22 protein-coding genes are annotated in these 20,720 nt (G+C 42.2%); 12 read left to right on the top strand and 10 right to left on the bottom strand.

Features of this window, described 5'->3' with window-relative positions; all coding sequences use genetic code 11:
* Positions 1–149: 149 nt before the first annotated feature.
* The 4 genes from AM228_RS02125 to proS all read right to left on the bottom strand — a co-directional run bounded on the left by AM228_RS02125 (position 150) and on the right by proS (position 5,565).
* Positions 150–1,034, bottom strand: a complete 885-nt coding sequence (locus AM228_RS02125) for a hypothetical protein (RefSeq protein ID WP_054464444.1) — start codon at positions 1,032–1,034, stop codon at positions 150–152.
* 128 nt (positions 1,035–1,162) lie between these two features.
* The gene (locus AM228_RS02120; RefSeq protein ID WP_054464443.1) at positions 1,163–2,701 is read right to left on the bottom strand and encodes a hypothetical protein; all 1,539 of its coding nucleotides are present in this window, start codon (positions 2,699–2,701) and stop codon (positions 1,163–1,165) included.
* A gap of 187 nt (positions 2,702–2,888) precedes the next feature.
* Positions 2,889–3,482 carry a recombination mediator RecR gene (recR, locus tag AM228_RS02115; protein ID WP_072160613.1) on the bottom strand — a complete coding sequence of 198 codons (594 nt, stop codon included), beginning with the start codon at positions 3,480–3,482 and terminating at the stop codon, positions 2,889–2,891.
* A gap of 274 nt (positions 3,483–3,756) precedes the next feature.
* Positions 3,757–5,565 carry a proline--tRNA ligase gene (gene proS, locus AM228_RS02105; protein WP_054464440.1) on the bottom strand — a complete coding sequence of 603 codons (1,809 nt, stop codon included), beginning with the start codon at positions 5,563–5,565 and terminating at the stop codon, positions 3,757–3,759.
* A gap of 923 nt (positions 5,566–6,488) precedes the next feature.
* On the opposite strand from proS, the gene AM228_RS02095 reads away from it, so the two are divergent.
* From AM228_RS02095 to AM228_RS02075, 6 genes are all read left to right on the top strand, one after another.
* Positions 6,489–6,764, top strand: a complete 276-nt coding sequence (locus AM228_RS02095; protein ID WP_054464438.1) for a hypothetical protein — start codon at positions 6,489–6,491, stop codon at positions 6,762–6,764.
* Between the two features lie 255 nt (positions 6,765–7,019).
* A complete protein-coding gene (locus AM228_RS31610; RefSeq protein ID WP_156331466.1) occupies positions 7,020–7,289 on the top strand; it encodes a hypothetical protein in 270 nt (89 codons plus the stop codon).
* 444 nt (positions 7,290–7,733) lie between these two features.
* A complete protein-coding gene (locus AM228_RS02090) occupies positions 7,734–8,342 on the top strand; it encodes an NfeD family protein (protein ID WP_054464437.1) in 609 nt (202 codons plus the stop codon).
* 30 nt (positions 8,343–8,372) lie between these two features.
* Positions 8,373–9,758, top strand: coding sequence for a flotillin family protein (locus AM228_RS02085; RefSeq protein WP_054464436.1), 1,386 nt, complete (start codon positions 8,373–8,375; stop codon positions 9,756–9,758).
* Between the two features lie 66 nt (positions 9,759–9,824).
* Positions 9,825–11,420, top strand: coding sequence for a flotillin family protein (locus AM228_RS02080; protein ID WP_054464435.1), 1,596 nt, complete (start codon positions 9,825–9,827; stop codon positions 11,418–11,420).
* 407 nt (positions 11,421–11,827) lie between these two features.
* Entirely contained in the window at positions 11,828–12,058 is a 231-nt protein-coding gene (locus tag AM228_RS02075) for a hypothetical protein (protein ID WP_054464434.1), read from the top strand.
* A gap of 185 nt (positions 12,059–12,243) precedes the next feature.
* On the opposite strand, the gene AM228_RS02070 is transcribed toward AM228_RS02075, so the two are convergent.
* Both AM228_RS02070 and AM228_RS35915 read right to left on the bottom strand, forming a co-directional pair.
* A complete protein-coding gene (locus AM228_RS02070; RefSeq protein ID WP_054464433.1) occupies positions 12,244–13,083 on the bottom strand; it encodes a hypothetical protein in 840 nt (279 codons plus the stop codon).
* An 891-nt stretch (positions 13,084–13,974) separates the two neighbouring features.
* A complete protein-coding gene (locus tag AM228_RS35915) occupies positions 13,975–14,097 on the bottom strand; it encodes a hypothetical protein (RefSeq protein WP_255353132.1) in 123 nt (40 codons plus the stop codon).
* Between the two features lie 91 nt (positions 14,098–14,188).
* Between AM228_RS35915 and AM228_RS33910 the strand changes: the two genes are divergently transcribed.
* From AM228_RS33910 to AM228_RS33905, 6 genes are all read left to right on the top strand, one after another.
* Positions 14,189–14,695, top strand: a complete 507-nt coding sequence (locus AM228_RS33910) for a M23 family metallopeptidase (RefSeq protein WP_197285196.1) — start codon at positions 14,189–14,191, stop codon at positions 14,693–14,695.
* 109 nt (positions 14,696–14,804) lie between these two features.
* Positions 14,805–15,146, top strand: coding sequence for a hypothetical protein (locus AM228_RS02060; protein ID WP_054464431.1), 342 nt, complete (start codon positions 14,805–14,807; stop codon positions 15,144–15,146).
* A gap of 4 nt (positions 15,147–15,150) precedes the next feature.
* Positions 15,151–15,474, top strand: a complete 324-nt coding sequence (locus AM228_RS02055; protein WP_054464430.1) for an RNA-binding protein — start codon at positions 15,151–15,153, stop codon at positions 15,472–15,474.
* 3 nt (positions 15,475–15,477) lie between these two features.
* On the top strand, positions 15,478–15,654 hold the full coding sequence (locus AM228_RS31605) for a hypothetical protein (protein WP_156331465.1): 177 nt from the start codon (positions 15,478–15,480) through the stop codon (positions 15,652–15,654).
* Between the two features lie 174 nt (positions 15,655–15,828).
* Positions 15,829–16,176, top strand: a complete 348-nt coding sequence (locus tag AM228_RS02050; protein WP_054464429.1) for a specificity determinant HsdS — start codon at positions 15,829–15,831, stop codon at positions 16,174–16,176.
* Positions 16,173–16,346, top strand: a complete 174-nt coding sequence (locus tag AM228_RS33905) for a hypothetical protein (RefSeq protein ID WP_197285195.1) — start codon at positions 16,173–16,175, stop codon at positions 16,344–16,346. The genes AM228_RS02050 and AM228_RS33905 overlap by 4 nt, the downstream gene beginning before the upstream one ends.
* A gap of 265 nt (positions 16,347–16,611) precedes the next feature.
* Here the strand turns inward: AM228_RS33905 and AM228_RS02045 are convergent, their stop codons facing one another.
* The 4 genes from AM228_RS02045 to hpsN form a co-directional block, all read right to left on the bottom strand.
* Positions 16,612–16,977, bottom strand: coding sequence for a hypothetical protein (locus AM228_RS02045; RefSeq protein ID WP_054464428.1), 366 nt, complete (start codon positions 16,975–16,977; stop codon positions 16,612–16,614).
* Between the two features lie 88 nt (positions 16,978–17,065).
* Positions 17,066–18,238 carry a hormogonium polysaccharide biosynthesis glycosyltransferase HpsP gene (hpsP, locus tag AM228_RS02040; RefSeq protein ID WP_054464427.1) on the bottom strand — a complete coding sequence of 391 codons (1,173 nt, stop codon included), beginning with the start codon at positions 18,236–18,238 and terminating at the stop codon, positions 17,066–17,068.
* Between the two features lie 113 nt (positions 18,239–18,351).
* The gene (hpsO, locus tag AM228_RS02035; protein WP_054464426.1) at positions 18,352–19,548 is read right to left on the bottom strand and encodes a hormogonium polysaccharide biosynthesis glycosyltransferase HpsO; all 1,197 of its coding nucleotides are present in this window, start codon (positions 19,546–19,548) and stop codon (positions 18,352–18,354) included.
* A gap of 188 nt (positions 19,549–19,736) precedes the next feature.
* Positions 19,737–20,711: a hormogonium polysaccharide biosynthesis glycosyltransferase HpsN gene (hpsN, locus tag AM228_RS02030; RefSeq protein WP_054464425.1), complete on the bottom strand. Its 975-nt coding sequence runs from the start codon at positions 20,709–20,711 to the stop codon at positions 19,737–19,739.
* Positions 20,712–20,720: the final 9 nt, after the last annotated feature.

Here is a 20,720-nt window from a genome sequence, read left to right as displayed (position 1 = left end):
TGGGATTTTTGAAATATGCTTTAACTTAGATCAATACCTTCGCCATTTTCAAGGCAATGCATGAAAATGGCGAAGGCATTGTTAGATTAGATCAGATTAAATCATATGGGAGCGATCGCCCATTTTTTTAGCCACCACTTCTAATTGTTTTACTCCACATTTGTCACCTGACCCAAGCGGGTAAATCTAATTTCAATTCGCCGCCGTTTTCCATCAGGATTGCGATTCGTTTCGGCGAAATCGCCGCTAGGAGTAACTAATTGCGCCGCCGAATATGGACGAAACTGTAACCCTTTTAGCCGCCCTTCTTTTTGTTGAATTTCCTGTAAAATTTTCACCACGGCTAAGGCTCTCATTAAACCTAAATCCGCATTAGAACCGGGAGATAACTGATTTAAAGAGTTATTCCCCTTGGCCACATTTTCTAGCACTTGATCTAAATTACTCACTCCCCCTTGATTCACCTGACCATCGGTATGACCAATAATCTCCACCACATCAATTTGATATTGTGCGGCATTAGTCTCAATTTGGGGGACTAACTGTTGCCGAATATAGCGGGTTAATGGCTCAGGTAATGCCGCACTACCGGACTGAAATTGATAAGAACCAGTTTCTTGAATCACGATAATCGGCGGGGCTTTGGGTCGCTGGGTTTCTTCGTCTAACTGGGTTTGTAATGTTCGGGCTTGATCGGCAAAATTCCTCACTTGTCTTTCGGCATTTTCAGCCCGTTGTCGTTGCTGAGTGACACTGGCTTCAAGTTGGCGAATTTCATTGTTAAAAAAACGAATTTGAGCCTGATTCCTGGCTACTTCTGCCCGGGCATTTTCTATTTGTTGTTGCAGTTGCCGGTTTTCACTTCTTAATTGTTCTTCTGTGGCTCGCAGACTATTAATTGAAACCAGGGGTTTAATAATTGCCAGCAACAGAATAAAGCTCAAAATCATAAAAGAATTTGACATTAAGTCCGTAAAGGCTGGCCAAACATCAAAATCTTCTAAGGCTTCTTGACGACGCGATCGCAAACTCATAATATCGCAAACTCATAATCATTTCCCTCTATTCTACTATTCTAATTCACCAAATCTTCTTGGTTGAAAAAAGATCGGTTCGGTGGGGCGAAATACTTTTCGCCCCTATGAATGCTTACAATTCCATACTAAGCTTCTGGTGGATAACTAATCCGAGTTGATTCACTATCATCTGTTTGGGGATGATTTTCTAAATTTTTGACTAATTCCCCCAGGTGGGATTTCACCATATTTAAATCACTCCCCAGTTGATAAATTTTGGTAGTGACTTCTTGTTTTTGGGAGGTAGCAAAGGTGCTATTTTCATTAATTGCCACCACTAGGCGATCGCCAATTGCTTGCAAATTCACCGTGACATCTTCCGTATAATCCTGCACCACTTCAATTAATTTTGACAATTCCGCATGGACATTAATTAAGCGATCAGAACGATTGTCTAAGCGTTTTTGCAGTAAATCCAAAGTTCTAATTACGGAGTGGAAAATATGGCTTGCTTGCTGAAGTTGGTTCACCACATCTCCCAGAGAATATTGATTCGCTTGAGTCATTCCCAGCACTTCTGAAGACTGTTTGGTGCTTAAATTAATTTGTTCACTTAACCGCACCATTTCCGCATTAGAACTTTGTAAAGCCGCGATCGCCATTTGAATCGATTGAGTGGATTGATTCAACACCCCCGCAGACCGCGATAATTCCCGCTGAGTCGTCACCAAACTTTCCATAGAACTGGCTAATTTATGAGCAAACTGACTCCGTTCAAAAATATTCGCTGACTCCCGGAAAATCATTGCCCCAGATTTCATCGCCCCAGCGGACTCTAAAAAGCGGGTATAAACTTGATTAGCCAAATGATTTGCTTCTCGATTTCCGTCCATAATTGCGGTTACTTTTTCCCCCAAAGATTGCTCAACCGCTTGTCTAACAGAAATGCCAAACTCGTGGGTAAATCGCTGAAAGAACTCTTCTAGGCGATCGACCGATCGCTCCATTGGGCTTTTATGCCCTAAACTGGGAATATAAACATTATCCACATAATCTTCTAAGGCACTTAACAGTTGATATCGGGCTACATTAGTATTCCGCAATAAATTCACCAAGGTCAACATAACACTACAAGAAACCGCCGTTAAACTACTAATAAAAGCCACGCCCATCCCTTGCAATGGTCTTTGCACTTGCTGCACCAAATCATCAATACTGTTACTGCCAAATTCATTAATCGTCTGACTTAAATCACTCAGGTTCATCGTAATCCCCAAAAATGTTCCCAGCAGACCAAAAGCTAACAACAAATTGGGCAATAACCGGCAAAAATAATCTAACTGTTGATTTTTTGATAATTGTTGGCTATAAACTTGATCCACTAAAGCCGTAGTATTAAGTCGATCTAAGTTGGTTAAAGATTGTTGTAATCTATATTCAATTTTTTCAACAATCTGCGGTTTTTTCCGTAAGCTTTCCTGGTGAATTAGTCGTCGGACTTGATGAGCAATCAGGGTCAAATTTTGATAAACTATCACGCGCAACAATATGGCAATTGCGGTCAAAATCACCAACACCGCGCAAAAAACCACTAAATAGGAAGGCAGCAACACTAACCAATTGCTCGGAAGCTGAATCATCCCCGGTATGATTAGAGGCGCGATCGCATAAATATTTGCATTCATTTTTTTTCTCAAGTTAATTGTACGATTTGGTTATTTGTTATTTGTTGGAAAGTTGTTTGTTGCCCGATGGCGTTTGACGGCCATCGGGTTTGGGGGGTTGTGGGAAAGTTGTTTGTTGTTTTTAGCCCCTCCGCTCCTCCGCTCCTCCGCCCCTCTGCCAGAATAACAAATAACCAACAACCAACAACTAATCTAATTCTCGTCGTCCTTCTAAAGCCCTTGCCAGGGTTACTTCATCGGCATATTCCAAATCGCCGCCCATTGGCAAACCGAAAGCAATTCGAGTCACTTTGGTAAAGGGTTTCAGCAGTTGCCCCACATATAAAGTAGTGGTTTCGCCTTCCACACTGGGACTAATGGCTAAAATCACTTCTTGAATATTTTGCTGACTGACACGACGAACCAGGGGTTGAATCGTCAATTGTTCCGGCCCTATCGCATCCATTGGCGAAATCACCCCACCCAAAACATGATACTTGCCGCGATATTCCCGGGTTTTTTCCAAAGCAATCAAATCTCGCGAATCCGCCACCACACAAAGAATATTTTGATCGCGATTGGGATTAGAACAAATTTCACAAATCGGCTCCGCAGAAAGATGAAAGCATTCTTGGCACAGCCCCACCTGTTTTTTCGCCTCCATCAAGGCGATCGCCAGGGCTTGTACCTCAGTTTCCGGTCGCTTCAGGATATGCAAAGCAAGTCTTTGGGCGCTTTTTGGCCCAATTCCTGGCAACCGTTGCAGTTGTTCGATTAAACGAGCTAAAGGACGAGTATAAATGGGAAGCCTCCTTGGGGGTGATGCCCAACCTCACCAAATCCAGGCTTTATTATAAAGGAACCTACAGCAATGGAGGCGATCGCCATCATCTTCTGATGTTTCTGTTCCCAGAATTTAATCAGTTTAGGCACCTCAGATCCACGGAATATTGAAATATTCAATTTCTGGTATTTTTTAATTAAAAAAAATTTTTGATCAATATATGTTAATAAAAACAAAACCGGATTTTATTTATAAAAAACCGGTTTTATTGTGACTAATTGATGGCTTTAATTTACACCGATAATGCCGCATTAACCCATTGTTTAATGGTGGTTACGACTTGCTCAATGGGGATTTCTTGAGATTCATGGGTAGCCCGTTTGACCACTTCTAATTTACCGTTTTTCAAGGAACGTCCGGGAACAATTCGATAGGGAATGCCGATTAAATCCGCATCTTTAAATTTTACTCCAGCCCGTTCACTGCGGTCATCTAATAAGGTTTCCACTCCAGCGGCATTTAAATCGCTATAAAGTTTTTCCGCGACTTCTACTTGTTCGGCATCGTTAATATTAGGAATGGTGATGATGGCATGATAAGGCGCGATCGCCACTGGCCAAATTATCCCATCTTTATCATAAGATTGTTCCACCGCTGACTGGGCAAGGCGAGAAACTCCGACGCCATAACAACCCATAATTAAGGGTTTTTCTTCTCCGGATTCATCGGTATAAGTTGCCCCCATTGCTTGAGAATATTTAATCCCCAATTGGAAGATATGACCTACTTCAATTCCCCGCGCCGTTTGTAGGCTTTGATTTGGGTCATGCTTGGCGCGATCGCCAGCTTTAGCCTTCCGAATATCCACCTGAATTTTAGGTAAGGAAAATTCGCTGCCCCAGTTTGCCCCAACCACATGATAACCGGATTCATTAGCCCCGGTGACAAAATTTTGCAGGTCTATAGCAGTTTGATCAACTAAGCGCAAAAACTGAGGCGCAACCTGTTTATTCTTAGCAATATAATCATCGGACAAATCCGGAGCAATATAACCCAAAGGTAAAGGTTTCGCCGCCCATTTTTGCTGGGCATCGACATCAGGAACGGTTAAGGAAATAAGAGTTTTGCCTTGGTATTGACTGGCTAACTTAGTTAACTCATTGGTTAACTTCACCTCATTCACATCTTGATCGCCACGAATGCTAACTAATACCAACACCGTCATGCCACTGTCATACACCGCTTGGTAAAGCACATTTTTAACAATTTGAGTTGGCGAACATTGGAGAAACTTGCTCAAAGTTTCAATAGTATCTGTACCCGGAGTTTCCCGTTTTTCATACTGAGTAAATGGCGAATTTTCCCCATCAGCAGGTAAAGAAACGGCTTTTTCCACATTCGCCGCATATTTGCCATCGGCGGTATAAAGAACCTCGTCTTCTCCTGCTTCTGCGAGTACCATAAATTCTTGGCTACCCGTTCCCCCGATCGCCCCTGAGTCTGCTTCGACGGCGGTAAAATCTAGACCACAACGGCGAATCATATTTCGGTAAGCCCGATCCATATCCTGATAAGTTTTTTTCAGACTTTCTTCTGAGGCATGGAAAGAATAGCCATCTTTCATAATAAATTCTCTGCCCCGCATCAAGCCAAACCGAGGCCGAATTTCATCCCGAAATTTGGTCTGAATTTGATATAAATGTAAGGGCAATTGCCGATAAGACCGAATCGTATCGCGGGCGATCGCGGTAATCACCTCTTCATGGGTTGGACCGAGTCCCATTTCCCGTTCTTGTCGGTCAGTCAGGGCAAACATAATTCCCTCAGTTTTGGTGTAAGTATCCCACCGTCCTGACTCTTGCCACAATTGGGCTGGTTGCATTTGGGGCAGCAAACATTCCTGGGCGCCGGTAGCATCCATTTCTTCCCGAACAATTTGGGAAACTTTTTTGAGGACGCGCCACATGAAGGGTAAATAGGCATAGACCCCAGCGGCAATGCGGCGGATATAACCCGCCCGCACTAAAAGTTTATGGCTGGGAATTTCCGCTTCCGCTGGATCTTCCCGCAGGGTGACAAACAGCATTTGAGATAGTCGCATTTTTCGCTCCTCTACAAAATCCTTTACAAACAAGAGAATTCATTATCTCAGGTGTTGATGGTACTCGGTGCGATCGCGCTAATTTTTTTAGGACTGATGCTGGCAACTGCCCACCCTTTTCTTCTCTGGGGGGATAGGGGGATGGGGGCTGGGGTGCTGGCGCTAGGGGGGCTTCTTGTGCAGAGGAACCCGCCATCGGCTCGCCATCGGCAGAGGAACACAGGGGTACAGGATCCCGCAGTCCGATTTATCTTCCCCGCACAAGCGGACAAAAAGCTCCCCACCAGATTACCAGATTGTCAACACATCATGGTAAGGCTGACCGCAAATTCTGAACATTTTATTACAGTATTTTATAACAGTTTTTTTAATCGCCTACAACCAGGTCTTAACCTCAGATGATTATGCTAAAAATTGAAGTTAAGCAGAGAAGGTGATCCAAACTACAATCTACAATACTGTTTAATTTAAAGATTTGCCAATAAAGTGATCCAAACTACAATGTTTTTTAATTTAGAGATATAAAGTATTGTTTAGCCAAATCTTCATCGGGTAAGTGAGATATGTTTTGCTCATGGCGATTAATTTTTTCACTCCGCAACCAGTCCAGCTTGGGCTTAGGTTTGTTCCTCAAGTAGCTAAAAATCCCTTAGATAACGATTCACTCAAAATTTGCCCTTGGGTCAACTGGGTAAGCCAAGAGAATTTCTCGTAATTATTTCTCGAAATGTTAAATCATCCTGACTAATTCGACATCAAGCTGTATCAAGCTGTATTGGTCTTGTCAATGTTTTTCTAAGGGGATGAGCGATCGCCATCACCAAAAAATGAAGTTTAGATCACAGGGACAAAGAATTGCGATCGCACTCAAAACCGGAACTACTGGACAAACTTAAATAGTGTCATTAGCCAGGAGATGTTTTATGAATTCCAAGAATATTGAGAATTTTTCTTGCCAACATTGTATGCATTATCGTGCCTTTACAACACGCGGAGAATTTTGTCAATTGCTTTTTGTCCCCGTACATAGTGAATTGATCGGATGTTCTTTTTATGTACAGAAAATGACCAATATCTCCACCTACTCTCATGCTCCTTACACTTATCCGATGATTCATCCATTGATTGAACCACTGATTTCCGAAGTGGTGAATTACGAGCATAATTTCAGCCATCAAGCTCAAATTATGCCTGGCTAAAACCATTATTAGTTAGTTAGCATAATCTGGCTGAAAAAAATATTTATTAAAAATAATTTAATCAATCAAACATAAAATTTAAATTTGATCGGTTTTATTCGTTTTTTGGGAGATCATAAAAAAGTAAAGTCGCCTGAATTGATATCAATCACTGAAGTTTATGGATCTGGCTTGCTCAAATAGCCATCCGCGATCGCCGCATAATTTTTCCCAATCATCGATCATTAATATTCCTTGTGGAAAGCGATAAATGCCATGAATTCTAACAATTGTTCTACTTTATCCTGTCGTTTTTGCCAGCACTATGAAGTGGAAGGAAGACGGGGAGGTCTTTGTCATCTTCTGAATGTATCTGTCCGAGGCACTTGGCAAGCTTGTCCTTTGGCGATTCGTTCTTTTATTCCAGAGCCTATTCTTGTAGGAACCATAAGTAATTCATCGAATTTATCTGTGAATTATGAGAAAATTATTCCCTTAAAAACTCCCGATTTTACTGATAGCCCATCCCGAAAAAAAGTCAGTTAAACCAGGAGCCGCTTGACGATAAACCGGGATTAAATTTGCCGATAAAGATTTTGGAGATTGGGGATTTTCCCGGTAACGTTGAGATATTTAAAATCTCAAAATATCCCATGACCTTAACCCAGGCTGAGAAGGCTAAGAATATTTGCGGTGGTAATCAGACCGTTTTTCTCATGGCAATTCAGCCATTTTTTTAGGGGAATTTTTTCTCGAAAAAATTCTCAGCCCCTGGTTTTCGCCCCCAGACTCGGCCAACCTCCTGAAAACCAGGTAAATATTAAGTTTATCTAAAAAATTTAAATCATTAGACCAAAAACTTAATAAAACTTAAAGTTTAACGGTGGTAAACTCTGGATTTATTTGTCAGAATTTAAGTATTTGCAAGATTACTTGCAAATAATCTTGCAAGATTATTTGCCCGGTTCTGGCTGTCATTCTGGATAGAAGATGCTACCCATCTATATTTTTTCCTTTACTATTGGCGGAATTTTCGTCGCCCTCGCTGCCTTGGCAGGATTGGACGGCGTAGATTTTGACCATGACTTCGATGCTGACATCGAAGTTACAGAAGAATCTCGGAACATTGAAGAAGGGGAGAAAATACTCACCCTGACCAAGCGATCCAAAAAAATGACTTTGTGGTTGCCGTTTTTGACGATTAAGTTTTGGACGTTCTGCAGTTGTTTTTTCGGCTTAACCGGCATTGTTCTGTCGAAATTGACCCCCGCAATTCCTCAACTGGCGATCGCCTCAATATCGGTGCTGATCGGTAGTTTTTGCGGCACTTCAATGGTTTGGGTCTTGCGAAACCTCCGGCGCCATCAAGCGGATTCCTTAATTCGTGCCAATGATTTAATTGGTCTATCCGGTAAAGTCTCCCTTCCCTTTGACAGCCAGAGTAAGGGGAAAGTTCAGCTAAACGTTAAAGGTTCAACCCTGAATTTGGTGGCGTTCACCGATGAAGAAAAAGGCTTTAAAAAAGGCGATCGCGTCTTAATTGTTGGCCTAAAAAATAATCAGCTTTGGGTCGTCACCGATGAATCTACGGATATCTAACAGGTACAGTCAATTTTGCTAGGGAATAAAATGGAAAATCAACTTAAATCTTCATTCAAACAAGAAGTAGTCGCGATCGAAGTGGCACAAGTCCCCGCGAATCGCTCTATTGGGGCTATTGGGGAAAGCCAAAGCCAAAATATGACCTTAATGGGTATGAGTTTACCCTTGACTGTTGGCGGATTTTTGGCTTTAGCTTTACTGATGTGGTTTATTAATAATTTTCTCTGCATTTGTAACCCCAATGAAATCCTGGTACTTTCAGGCAGGAAACACAAAACTAAAGACGGTCAAGAAGTGGGTTATCGGGTCATTTTTGGCGGACGGACAATCCGCATCCCAATTTTGGAAACCATTAAAAGAATGGATCTCAGAACGATGGCGGTGCCCATTGAGATTTCTAATGCTTACGCCAAAGGGGGAACGCCACTACAAATTCATGCGATCGCCAATGTAAAAATTTCCAGCAACCCTGCCATTGCTGGGAACGCCATTGAACGTTTTCTCGATCATAATCGCGGCGAAATTGCTCGGGTTGCCAGGGAAACTCTCGAAGGCAATTTACGCGGTGTCGTTGCCACCCTCACCCCGGAACAACTCAACGAAGACCGCTTGCAATTTGCCGAACGCATTGCCCAAGATGTAGAAGATGACCTAGTAAAACTGGGCATCCATTTAGACACCTTAAAAATCCAAAGCGTTTCTGATAACGTCGATTACCTGAATTCCATTGGACGCAAACAAATTGCCCAAATTTTACGGGATGCAGAAATTGCCGAATCTAACGCCAAAGGTGAAGCAGACCGAGTAGAAGCCCAATGCGAACAAGAAGCGCAAGTAGCCAAAACTCAAGCTCGCACAATTATCCAGGAAAAAGAAAACGAACTCCGCAAAATTAAAGCGGAATTAGAACAACAAGCGCGGTCAGAAGAAGAGCGGACTAAAGCGGCAGCCCAAGAAGCTAGAGCGAGAGCGGAACAACAATTACAAACCATTAGAGCTCACTTAGAGCGGTTGCGCTTAGAAGCGGATGAAGTGCTCCCCGCAGAAGCCCATAAACAAGCTCAACAACTCAAAGCTAAAGGGGATGCGGCAGTTTTGGCGGAAAATGCCAGTGCCGCTGCTTTGGTGAACGAACTCCTCGCCCAAGTTTGGCAAGAAACTGGCACCGATGCTTCCGAAGTTTTTTATATTCAACAAATAGAAATGGTGCTGCGAGAAGCGGCCAAAATTCCTGGCCGTTTGAAACTAGAACAAGTGAATGTGATTGATAACGGAGATGGCAAATCTTTGGCCTGTTTAGTGAATGCTTACCCAGAAATTTTCCGTCAGTTCCTCGATCGCGTGGATGATACTTTGGGAATTAAGGTGATGGGAAATAGCGTCAGTCGCAATGGTCATAAAGCCGAAGTTTAACGCCCTGAATTGCCCTGAATTAATTAATCGCGCCAAATTAGCAAAAAAATAGGGAGAAAAATCATTATGGAGTTCATTTTTTCACTAGCAATTATCTTGAGTGTGGCTGGTGGGGCGGGGACTTTGGTTCTGCGTAACCTTTATTACATTTGTCAGCCGAGTGAGGTGTTAATTTTTGCCGGAAGCGATCGCCGTTTGGCAGACGGACGGCGGGTGGGATATCGCTTAGTTAAAGGGGGTAGCAGTATTCGCACTCCTTTATTAGAGCGAGCATTCCGTATGGATTTAAGTAATATGATCATCGAGTTGAAGGTTACGGGGGCTTATTCTAAAGGCGGGATTCCCCTAACTGTAGAAGGAGTGGCGAATATTAAGGTGGCTGGAAGTGAGCCAACTATCCACAATGCGATCGAGCGTTTGCTGGGGAAAAGTCGCAAGGAAATCGAAACTTTAGCCAGAGAAACTTTAGAGGGAAATTTGCGCGGGGTTTTGGCTTCTTTGACTCCAGAACAAATTAATGAAGATAAAATGGCTTTTGCTAAAAGCTTGCTCGACGAAGCAGAAGATGACCTAGAAAAATTAGGATTGGTTTTGGATAACCTGCAAATTCAAAATATTTCTGATGAAGTGCATTATCTCAATTCCATTGGCCGCAAGCAACAAGCGGAATTGCAACGAGATGCCCGCATTGCTGAAGCGGAGGCTAAAGCTACTTCAGCGATTCGTAATGCGGAAAACGAGCGAATTACTGCCCTAAAACGTATTGAAAGAGATATTGAAATTGCCAAAGCGGAGGCGGAAAGACGGGTAAAAAATGCCTTAACTCAGCGGGTGGCTGTGGTGGCAGAAGCTCAAGCGGAAATTGCCGCAGAAGTGGCTCGCCGACAAGCAGAAGTTTCGGTACAAACGGAACGAATTAAGCAAGTTGAACAACAGTTACAAGCGGATGTGGTGGCTCCTGCGGAGGCGGAATGTAAGCGGGCGATCGCACGGGCAAAAGGAAATGCGGCGCGAATTATTGAAGACGGGAAAGCCCAAGCGGAAGGAAGTAAGCGTTTAGTGGAATCTTGGCAAGCGGCAGGCCCCGCAGCGCGAGAAATTTTCCTCTTCCAAAAGTTAGAAACTTTGTTAAAAACAATGGTGGCTACGGTGCCAGAAGTGGATGTGCGTAATGTCACCGTAATTGATGGCAATAACGGCAATAGTGCCAGTAAAATCGCTACTTTTATGGAGCAAATGCGGCAAACCACTGGGTTAGATATTGTGGATGCGGTGCGGAGTTTTAGCGGTCAACAGCCGGTAAAAGATGCGCGGGTTTTACCCAAAGCAACCGCCAAGCCTCAAACCAATAATTTCTCGTCCGATGCTCCATCTTTAGCGATCGCCTCCAAAGAGGTTGCATCTACCAACGTTGATGTTAATGCTTATAACGCTTTGCGATCGGATGTGCAGCAAATCCTAGAAAGGTTAGCAGAAAAAAATCCCAGTAATCGGCAAGCGGAACGGGCGATCGAAGCGGTAATCAAAGAAAATTTATCCCTGAAAAACCGCTTAAAACGCACCTTAGAAGTGCGCGGCAGTGAGGTGTTACAAGAAATCTTTGAGCATCCGGTTATTCGCATTCCCGCAGGCATGATTAAGGTTTGGGTTGAGCAAGATTAATTGGCATTTTTTATCTGCACCACAAAGGCACAAAGGACACAGAGAAAATTGCTCATCATGGCTCGTCTCTGTGTCCTCTGTGTCTCTGTGGTTGATAAAGTAATCGGCCTTATTGTTTTCGATTGAATAGACCACAGATATTGGTAGGGGCGAAGCATGACCGCAGAAGTTCGATGGGTTAGAAACGTGAATTTTTTACGGCCATGCTTCGCCCATCTGTAGGAGGCGATCGCCTCCCAGTTGCCTCTCAGGAAATATAGGCGCGGTAAGCGGAGCTATGCCGTCAGGCTTATCGCCGCGCAGATCGGGTTGAGGATTGGGCTATGGTTATGGCATAATTATGATGTGATTAAACTCAAACCGTTATGATTATCACCATCGACAATAGGTAGCAATAGGTAGCAATTATGTCAACAGTTTATCGCTTAAAAGCCAGTGAAATTAATAATGATTTGTTAGAAAAAATTAAAGCCAAGTTTGGCAATAAAGAGATTGAAATCGTTGTCTCAGAATTGAATCAAGATGAAACCGAGTATCTTTTCAAGTCTGAACCTAACAAAAATCGACTTCTCAGTGCGGTTGACAATATTAATGATCAGAATAATTTAGTTGAAGTAAAATTAGAATATTTGGCATAATTAAATGATTTTTCTGGTAATTAATCTGAGCGATCGCCTATTAAAAAAATGGATTATTTACCACAAAGACACGAAGGACACATTCTAAAGCGATCGCCTCTGTATTCTTTGTGTTCTTTGTGCCTTTGTGGTGAATAATATCTTTAGTAAATTAGGAGGCGATCGCTGTCATCAGCTTAACCAAACTAATCATGGTCAAATTCGCTTTTTTCCTTGGACGCAAAACTTAAATTTTGTAAAAATTCCAACACCACTCTATCCGGTTCTTCCGTACATTCGTTAACGTTGTAATATTGAATCATCCGAATACCTTGAGATTGAAGAATGCGATCGCTTCTCCGATCTGCTTCATCCCCCTCCTCTGCATTCACCCCCAGAATCCCTAATTTTCCTTCATAACAAATCAGAAAATAAAGGTCTTGGTTTTCTCTGCCATCGGTGGTTGTCAACCGTGCCGTTGCTTTAGGAAAAAATAGCACCCCGGAGCGATCGAGTGCCTGGGCAATATTCGCCTCTGCTGCTGACCGAAACTGCCAACTTTTCCAGGAATAAGTGATAGTTTCAGAAGGCGAATGAGCGATCGACTTTGAATTATCTTCAGCTTTTATCTTCGGTTCGTCTACTTCAGTTTTATTATCCCCTATTTTATCTTTGTATAAATCGGCTTGACACGAATCTTTACTTATATTTGCGAATAATAATTTAGCTCCACTTAAATTTGAGCCAGTGAGATCCACTCCCATTATTTGATTTCGTTGTAAAGTTATTTGATTTCGCTTTAAATATCGCCTCAGAACCGATTGGAGATTATCTTTTTTTACTTTTTCCCCGAATACTTTTGACAATTCCTTCCAGAGTTTAGATCCAGCATCTTTGAGATAATCGGGATCGTATCCGCTATTTTTGGCAATTTCCCGATAAGATAGACCTGCCCATGACTGACGAAATAATATTTCTTGAACGTGGTTGAGGCGATCGTAATCCAGTGCAGTTTCCACGATCGCGAGTGCTTCCTCAACCGTCATAGCCCTAAGTCCCTCATTCTGGTAATTGAACAACAGGCAGGTAGTCCAGCCCAGCCTAATCGGGAAACTGAAATATCCACCCTGTAAAGGATTATACCATATTTATTACTTTTTGCTTACTTTTTTCTGACTTTTCTATTACTTTTTTCTTACTTTTTCTGACTGGACAAAACCAGCCAAATTTTCTACATTGGTTGAAATAAGACATTTGAGTGGCTAACGGGGCGGATCTCAAGGATTAACAGAATATCGCTCATTGAAAACAGAAACGCAGCGATCGCATAGAGGTTTATCTGAAGTCAGGGTAAACGAATCTTGTCATCAAGGGCTTTTTTGTCAAAATTATTGAAAATTAACCAGAGCATCCCGATGCAGGGGCGAAGCATTCCGGCAGTAAGCTGAAGCTTTTAACCAATAACTGATCTAAGGTTATGCTTCGCCTCTACTACAAACCTGGGATGCTCCCGAATTAACTCAACCATGAGTCCCAGATTGACAAGTGGGCTAGGGCTAAAAATCTTCAAATCCCGATCGGAGCGCTGCGGCAAATTAGATGCCTTTGCCGGGTAAGGATACAGGAATTATCATGTCTATGTCTAAAAAAAATCATCTGGTCATCTTTCTGACTGTCCTAATTTTCACAGCCATATCCATAGGATTAGGAAGTGGATTTAATCCCTCCATAACAAACGCTCAAACCAATATAGGCCGGTTTTGTAATGTCCAAACCAATAGTGGTGGCTGGTGGCTTTGGGTAACTACCGACTTATCCACCGATCCTTGTGCCGCTCTTCTCAGCCAGCATTGCACCTATCCCGATTGTAGGGTGGCAAGTTCCGGTACATACCTGTTAAACGGTAGAAACCAGGTTCAAGTTTCTTGTCAAAATTTTCAGGCTTCCTTTTCCGGGTTTGGTAGTGAGCCGTTGGCTCGGGCATTTGAAAGTGCAGGCACCCCATCCAAAGCTTCATGTCTTTTCACGGTGGCTAGTTCGGCGTCTGTTCCTAGTCCCACATATATCCCTCTCTTTCAGAAACCCTTTTCAGGAAATTTCCCAAATACAAACGTCTTTGATCACGACTTACCGGGCGCTCAGAACGGCTATGTGCTTACTTGGCAGGGAAAGAAACTGCGAGCTGGTAGTCCCGGTGCCTACATTGACGGTCACTCAGGTTATGATTGGCTTATGCCCAATGGAACTCCGTTGTTAGCTGTTGCTGATGGGGTAGTGGATTCTGCTGGTTGGCAGTCTTTTAACTGCCCCCCAAGAGGAATTGTACATCAATTAGATGTATTCATAACCCATACCGCACCTGATGGCTCTCGTTTTCAAAGTATATATGGTCATCTCGATCATATTGATGTCAGCCAAGGACAGAGAGTGTATTCAGGACAGGTAATCGGACTATCGGGAAACACTGGCTGTAGCAGCCACCCTCACCTACACTTTGCTGCTAGCAGATTAACAGATACTAATAACGGTCAACCTACTCTGATCGACCCCTATGGTTGGTCTGGCAATGGAGTAGATCCTTGGTCTGTTCATCCTAACGGTGCGGTTAGTATCTACCTCTGGCGAGATGGACAAGCTCCGGAACTTCCACCCGGATAATTTATCTGGAATTTTATAAGACTGATTGCATTTATCTACTTGGAAAGTGTAGACAAAGCCCTGTAGGTTTACAATAACAAAGAATTCTCTGAAACTGATTTTATTTCGTTTGCGTACAAAACCGACTATTACAATTTATAAAGCCACCCAAAAGGGAAAAGGACAGCACTTTGTGGAGCAGGGTTTTCAGCCTGCTGATTTTCCCTATTCTCCTCCGTATGCTGACGGAAAATGCTACTTTGCATCGCCGAATAGCAGAGGTCTGGCTGAGGAATATCATCGGTATTACAAAGATGCTATTTTAGAAGTTACAATGGATTTAGAAACCTATAATCGGTATTTTCTACCACTAGAAAGACCGTATCAAGGTGGAGAATATAGAGAATTGCCGATTTCTCACGATTTGTTGCCGATTTTAAACCAATATCCTAGAGTGCTAAAACCGAGGTAATCAAATGAGCGATCGCTTCTGGAATGAAATTAAGTCGAAGTATCGGTTAGGTGAACTGATTCATGGTAAAGTTGAATATCATGCACCCTTTGGGATTTTTGTAAATTTGGATGACGACGCGGTGCGAGGTATTGTTCAGATTACTGATTTTGTGGAAAATGGAGATATGACTCCCGAAATGTATCCCGATATTGGTTCACCAATTGGGGCTGTGGTGATCGGTTATACTGAAGACGATCGCCATCAAATTTGGTTAAGTGTCAAGCCAAGTGTTTTGCAAAAAGCTTTGGTTCATCTGAAAGTTCCGGCAGTCAGCGAACTATCTTAACCCGTGGATCATTTATCCATTCCCAGATTAGTTTTAGCCAAAGAAATGTTCCTGATTAATTTGCTCACGGATATATTTATGGATAATTTACCACAAAGACACCAAGGACACAAAGAAAAGCGATCGCCTCTGTATTCTTTGTGTTCTTTGTGCCTTTGTGGTGAATCAGATTTTCAGTAAATTAGGAGGCGATTCCGCTTCATCGGATCGCTTCCGCGAATCAGATCCTCCAATAAGGCGTTCCCAGGCAGAGCCTAACAACTAGGCTAAACGAGGTTAAATCAAGATAAATCTACGGTGACTTATTTATGTTAAAATGTTGATGACATTTCGACATAAACCAATTTAATGTAGATGCAAATTCCATCAGAAATACAAAAGATAATTGACCGAATTTATTTAGAAGTTGAGCAAATAGAAGCCGAAGCAACCTTCGGACTAAATGTACTCAGGCGAGTCATGTCACAATTTCCGGAAAATGCTATACTGTTACAATACTTTGCCTACTTAAATGCCTTGCTATTTTTCACGACCACTGCTCGTCAACAAATTCAGAATATGGTGAACGTTCTCTCTGAAGCCAATCTTTCGTTAGATGTGATTCAGGAAACGGGAGAAGATTTAGGAATTTTACTGGGTAAAGCGATTGAAAGTAAACTGCGAGTAGAAAAAATTGTCAATTTTTTGAGGGAATTACCATGAAAGAACTACCAGATGAGAAAAAAATGCTGGAAATGCTAGAAGTTTTTAAAGAATCAGAAGAAAAAGCTAAAGAAATGTGCGAATTTGCCACAGCTATGGCTTTAAAGTATCAGCGAAAAATCAGAGAAACATCTCCAGCTAACTCCCGGCAAGTGAGTCGTGTAGAGTAAAGGTTAAAGAGAATAAATTGCGATCGCCTATTAAAAAAATGGATTATTTACCACAAAGACACGAAGGACACATTCTAAAGCGATCGCCTCTGTATTCTTTGTGTCCTCTGTGTCTCTGTGGTGAATCAGATTTTCAGTAAATTAGGAGGCGATCGCCGTCATCAGTTTAAGCAATCTAATGATAGTCAAATTAGCTTTTTTCTTAAATAAATTAAGATTATTCCAGAATTATTGGCAACCGGGAAAAAAGCGATCGCCTCTCTAATTACGCTTCAACTAACGGTTTAGTTTGCAGAATATTCTGAGATGATGGAATTCGTTCAAGATTAAAAGTGCCGTAAAGCAGTGAAATCTCAAAAATATCTGTATGAATCAAAGCGGGTTTTTGGCGATCGCCCTCTCCCAGATGAATTCCGATTAACTCAGCAAAAGTTTCGTGGACTTCCTCTGGATCATGAATTTCCCAGCGAATTTCTCTACAATCTTGAAAATTCAGAATATAAGGCAGGCGATCGCCCGTTGGATCGTAGAGACATTCGATCGCAACATCATTACCCCATAACGACATTGTGACATTAGTAACTAAGGAGGTTAATCCTCCCAGATTTAGCAACTGATAATCATCTGACATATTCATTAATCCCTCACTGTTTCTCCGGTATTATGAGTCTCAGGCATTGGATTGCCTAATTAACCCATCAGATCAGCTTGTCTCAGTTCTAAAAAATAATCCCTTGATAAGCTTTGATAGTTTCCTGGGCGATCGCCGACCAACGATAAGCATGATTCGCATAAACTTGTCCATTGTTTCCCCGACGGGATAAATCTTCTGGATGTTGTAATGCCATCCTTAATTGACTCACTAAATCTTCCAGATTACAATCACAAACCCAACCGGCATCTGCCCCTTGCACATCTTCCCAAATATAGACCCCCCGCGAAATACAAACCGCTGTCCCTGCTGCCATTGCTTCTGCCACCGCAATGCCAAAATTTTCATAATAAGAAGGTAAGACAAATAAATCCGCTTGTTGTAATAAAGCTGCCTTAAAATTTCCGGTGACAAATCCGGTGATAGTTGTGCATTTTTCCAGGGGGGAGGCTTTTATTTTGGCCTTAATCATCGCTTCATAATCCGGGTCTTGGGGATTACTTCCAGCGAGGACAAAGTGAAATTTAAACCCTTCGGCGATTAGGGTTTCCAAAGCAGGCAAAAGCAGATTTAGTCCTTTTTTCGGTTCTATGCGCGAAAGAAATAATAATAAGGGGCGATCGCGGGGAATATTTAACTGACTTCTCACATCACAAACTTCTGGATTAACCGACTGAAATTTTACCCCCAAGGGAATGATTAAATCCTGGGTTTTCACCCCAAATCTTTCAGAAATAATGGCTTCTTGATGACTGGTAAAATGCAGCGCTGACGCCCCGGCAATATTGCCTCTTTCCCACAGAGTTGTATAGATTTTTTTTAGCTGTTTTTTCTTCTGTAAATCCGCCGGATCTAGAGTGCCTAAAGGCCGTAAAATATAAGGTAACTTTTTCACTCTTGCCACCGTCGCTGCGGCGGAAATAACTGGAGAAAATAAGGCGTGTAAATGGGCTAAATCAAACTCATGGGCATGGGTTGCCAGCCAATTCAATAAATCCACAGAAAATTTATATCGCCGAAATGGACTACAGCGGAAATAAATCACCTGATAACCATCTTGGGGAATGGGCTGATTTAAAGGAACATCTAATGGCGCTTGTCCCGTATCTCCATTAGAATTAGTGGTTAAAATTGTCACATCAACCCCTTCATTAGCTAGGGCAGCAGAAAGCCCTAAAACCATTTGACTGGGGCCGCCATAAACGAGGGATATTGCCGGAATGATTTGCAGAATTCGCATAATTATGATTGGGAATATGATTGTTTTTTTTAGGTTCAAGAAATATAGCAATCCTAAATCAGTTGTGTAATTGTAGGGGCAATCCGATGGCGGTGGTTGCCCCTACAAAAATATTACGATTGAAATAGGACTGCTATATCAGTGGTGAGCAATTGTTGGTAAAATTTTAACAGTTCTTGGGCTAGGGCTTGATTGGTATAGTGCGCGATCGCTCTTTGATAACCTTTTTCCCCCAAATCCGCAGCTAACTGGGTATTTTCCATCAGTTGCATCAAGCAATTTTGCAACGCTGCCACATCTTTTTCAGGAAACACTAACCCAGCGTCATCAATCACATAAGGAATTTCTCCAGAGTCCGACCCAATTACCGGCACTTTACAAGCGATCGCCTCAATTAAAACATGACCAAACTGTTCTTTCCAGCCCACAGAAGTTAAAGTTTTAAACTTATAGGTAGTTTCCGAAGGTAAAACCAAAACATTCATTAAATTAATATATTGATATACTTGGTCATGGGGGACACTTTCCACTATAATTACTCTATCAGTAAAGCCATTTTCTGCCGCCCAAGCGAGTAACTGTGACTCTAAATCGCCGCGTCCTAATAATAACCACTTCCAAGGTTTTTCGGGGATTTTTTCCAAAGCTTTTGCTAGGGTAATTAAGCCTTTTTCTTCCACAAATCGGCCTACAAATCCCACAATAAAATCCGTATCTTTAATTCCCAGTTTAGCCGCTAATTCCGGTTGGCTTTGGGGACGAAACAAAGTTTCATCAACCCCCAATTGAGGCATCACCACCATCGGGCCAGTATATCCGCGATCGCGCAAAATATCTGCCCCATCTTGATTACCCACCACTACCCCATCAGTAGCTTTTAAATTATAAGCTTCCAACCAAGAAATCGGCCACTTTAAAGTATAAGGCAAATTCCACCAAGTAAAGAAGACATTTTTTGCCCCAATTTTTAACCAACGATTCAGAGTAATTAACTGAGCATAAGCCAGCGCTTTTGCCCCTTGTTCAACCTGGATAATATCCGGGCGAAAATTATGCAATACATTAATCAAATCTGCCCCAAATACCAATAAACCCTGATTATTTTCACTAAAATTAGAAACCGGCACTACTTGAAAAGAACCTTCTTGAATGGGTTGGGTTTCAATAATTTTATTTTGCACTCCACCGGGTTGCCACCGTCGGGGCACCACCACCGTCACCTCAATTCCTGGTTCTAACTTGGCTAAAGCCCTAAACTTTTCTCGGTTTAGGTCAACAATATAAGTATGGCTAACGACTAAAATTTTCATAATTTTATTATTGGTTGGTTGTTGGTTGTTGGTTGTTGTTGGTTGTTGGTTGGTTGTTGTTGGTTGTTGCTTGCCCGATGGCGGTTGACGGGGGGGTTGGGGGGGTTGTTAGTTGGGGAAAATAATTAATAACTATTAAAGAATAATCATCAATTATCAATTATCAATTATCAATTATCAATTATCAATTATTCCTTATCTTCCTTAGTATAAATTTGCCCATCATTCCAGAGAGATTTGATTTGAGTGCCAACTGCACTGAAAAAACCCAGGGTATAAAAAAAACCCCGCACCAACATTTTTAGCGGTGAACCACTTTTATTACAAGGGGGATGACCCAGGACATGACAATCAAATAACCGGGCAAAAAAGCGGACACATTGAGAACAGGTGAGATTTTTTAAGCCTAAAAAGAAATGATTGTGATAAAAAGTAATCTGATATTGCCAAGATTTTGTGCTAATATCGTGACATCCGCCCGTCTCTTCTCCCAGGTGAACTAAATGGGCTTCTGGGTCATACCATATTTTATATCCTGTTGACCGTAACCGCAGACAAAAATCAGACTCTTCGCGCACCGCAGACCCTCTAAATCGCTCATCAAATTTGAGTCCATGCTGCGTAAATATTTCCCGGCGAAACGACATATTGCAGCCTCTGGCAGAGAGGACTTGCTGGGGTTTTACCGTATGGACTAAATCAATATAATACCAAGCAATTCCCGGATCCATTGCTTCCGGGGGCAGTTGTTCTATGATTAAATTTCCCTGAGAATCGGTTAGTTTCATTCGGTCAAAAACTCGACCAGCGATCGCGCCTATTTCGGGGTTGTCTTGATAGTTTTTGGCATGGTTGGCTAGAAAGTTTTCTGGCAACTGCACATCATCATCAATAAATAGAATAATCTCGCCTTTTGCCCGACGAACTGCATAATTTCGCGCCCCAGGTAAACTGGCCCAGTTCACTCTAAACCAGCGAATTTTTCCCTGATTAGACATTTCTTCTAAATACTGTTGAATCTCTGGTTTATGAGTAGCGGTTTGGTCAACGACTATCGCCTCAAAATTGGGATAGTCTTGCTTGAGTACATCCGCAATACTGTCTCGTAGGGCATCTTCACGATTATAGGTGGGAATAATCACGGAAATTAAAGGCGCAGTCATAAGTTTTTT

The organism is Planktothricoides sp. SR001 (assembly GCF_001276715.1).
Lineage (GTDB): Bacteria > Cyanobacteriota > Cyanobacteriia > Cyanobacteriales > Laspinemataceae > Planktothricoides > Planktothricoides raciborskii.
The sequence above is the reverse complement of the archived record's forward strand: the minus strand, read 5'-3'. Positions and strand labels throughout refer to the sequence as shown.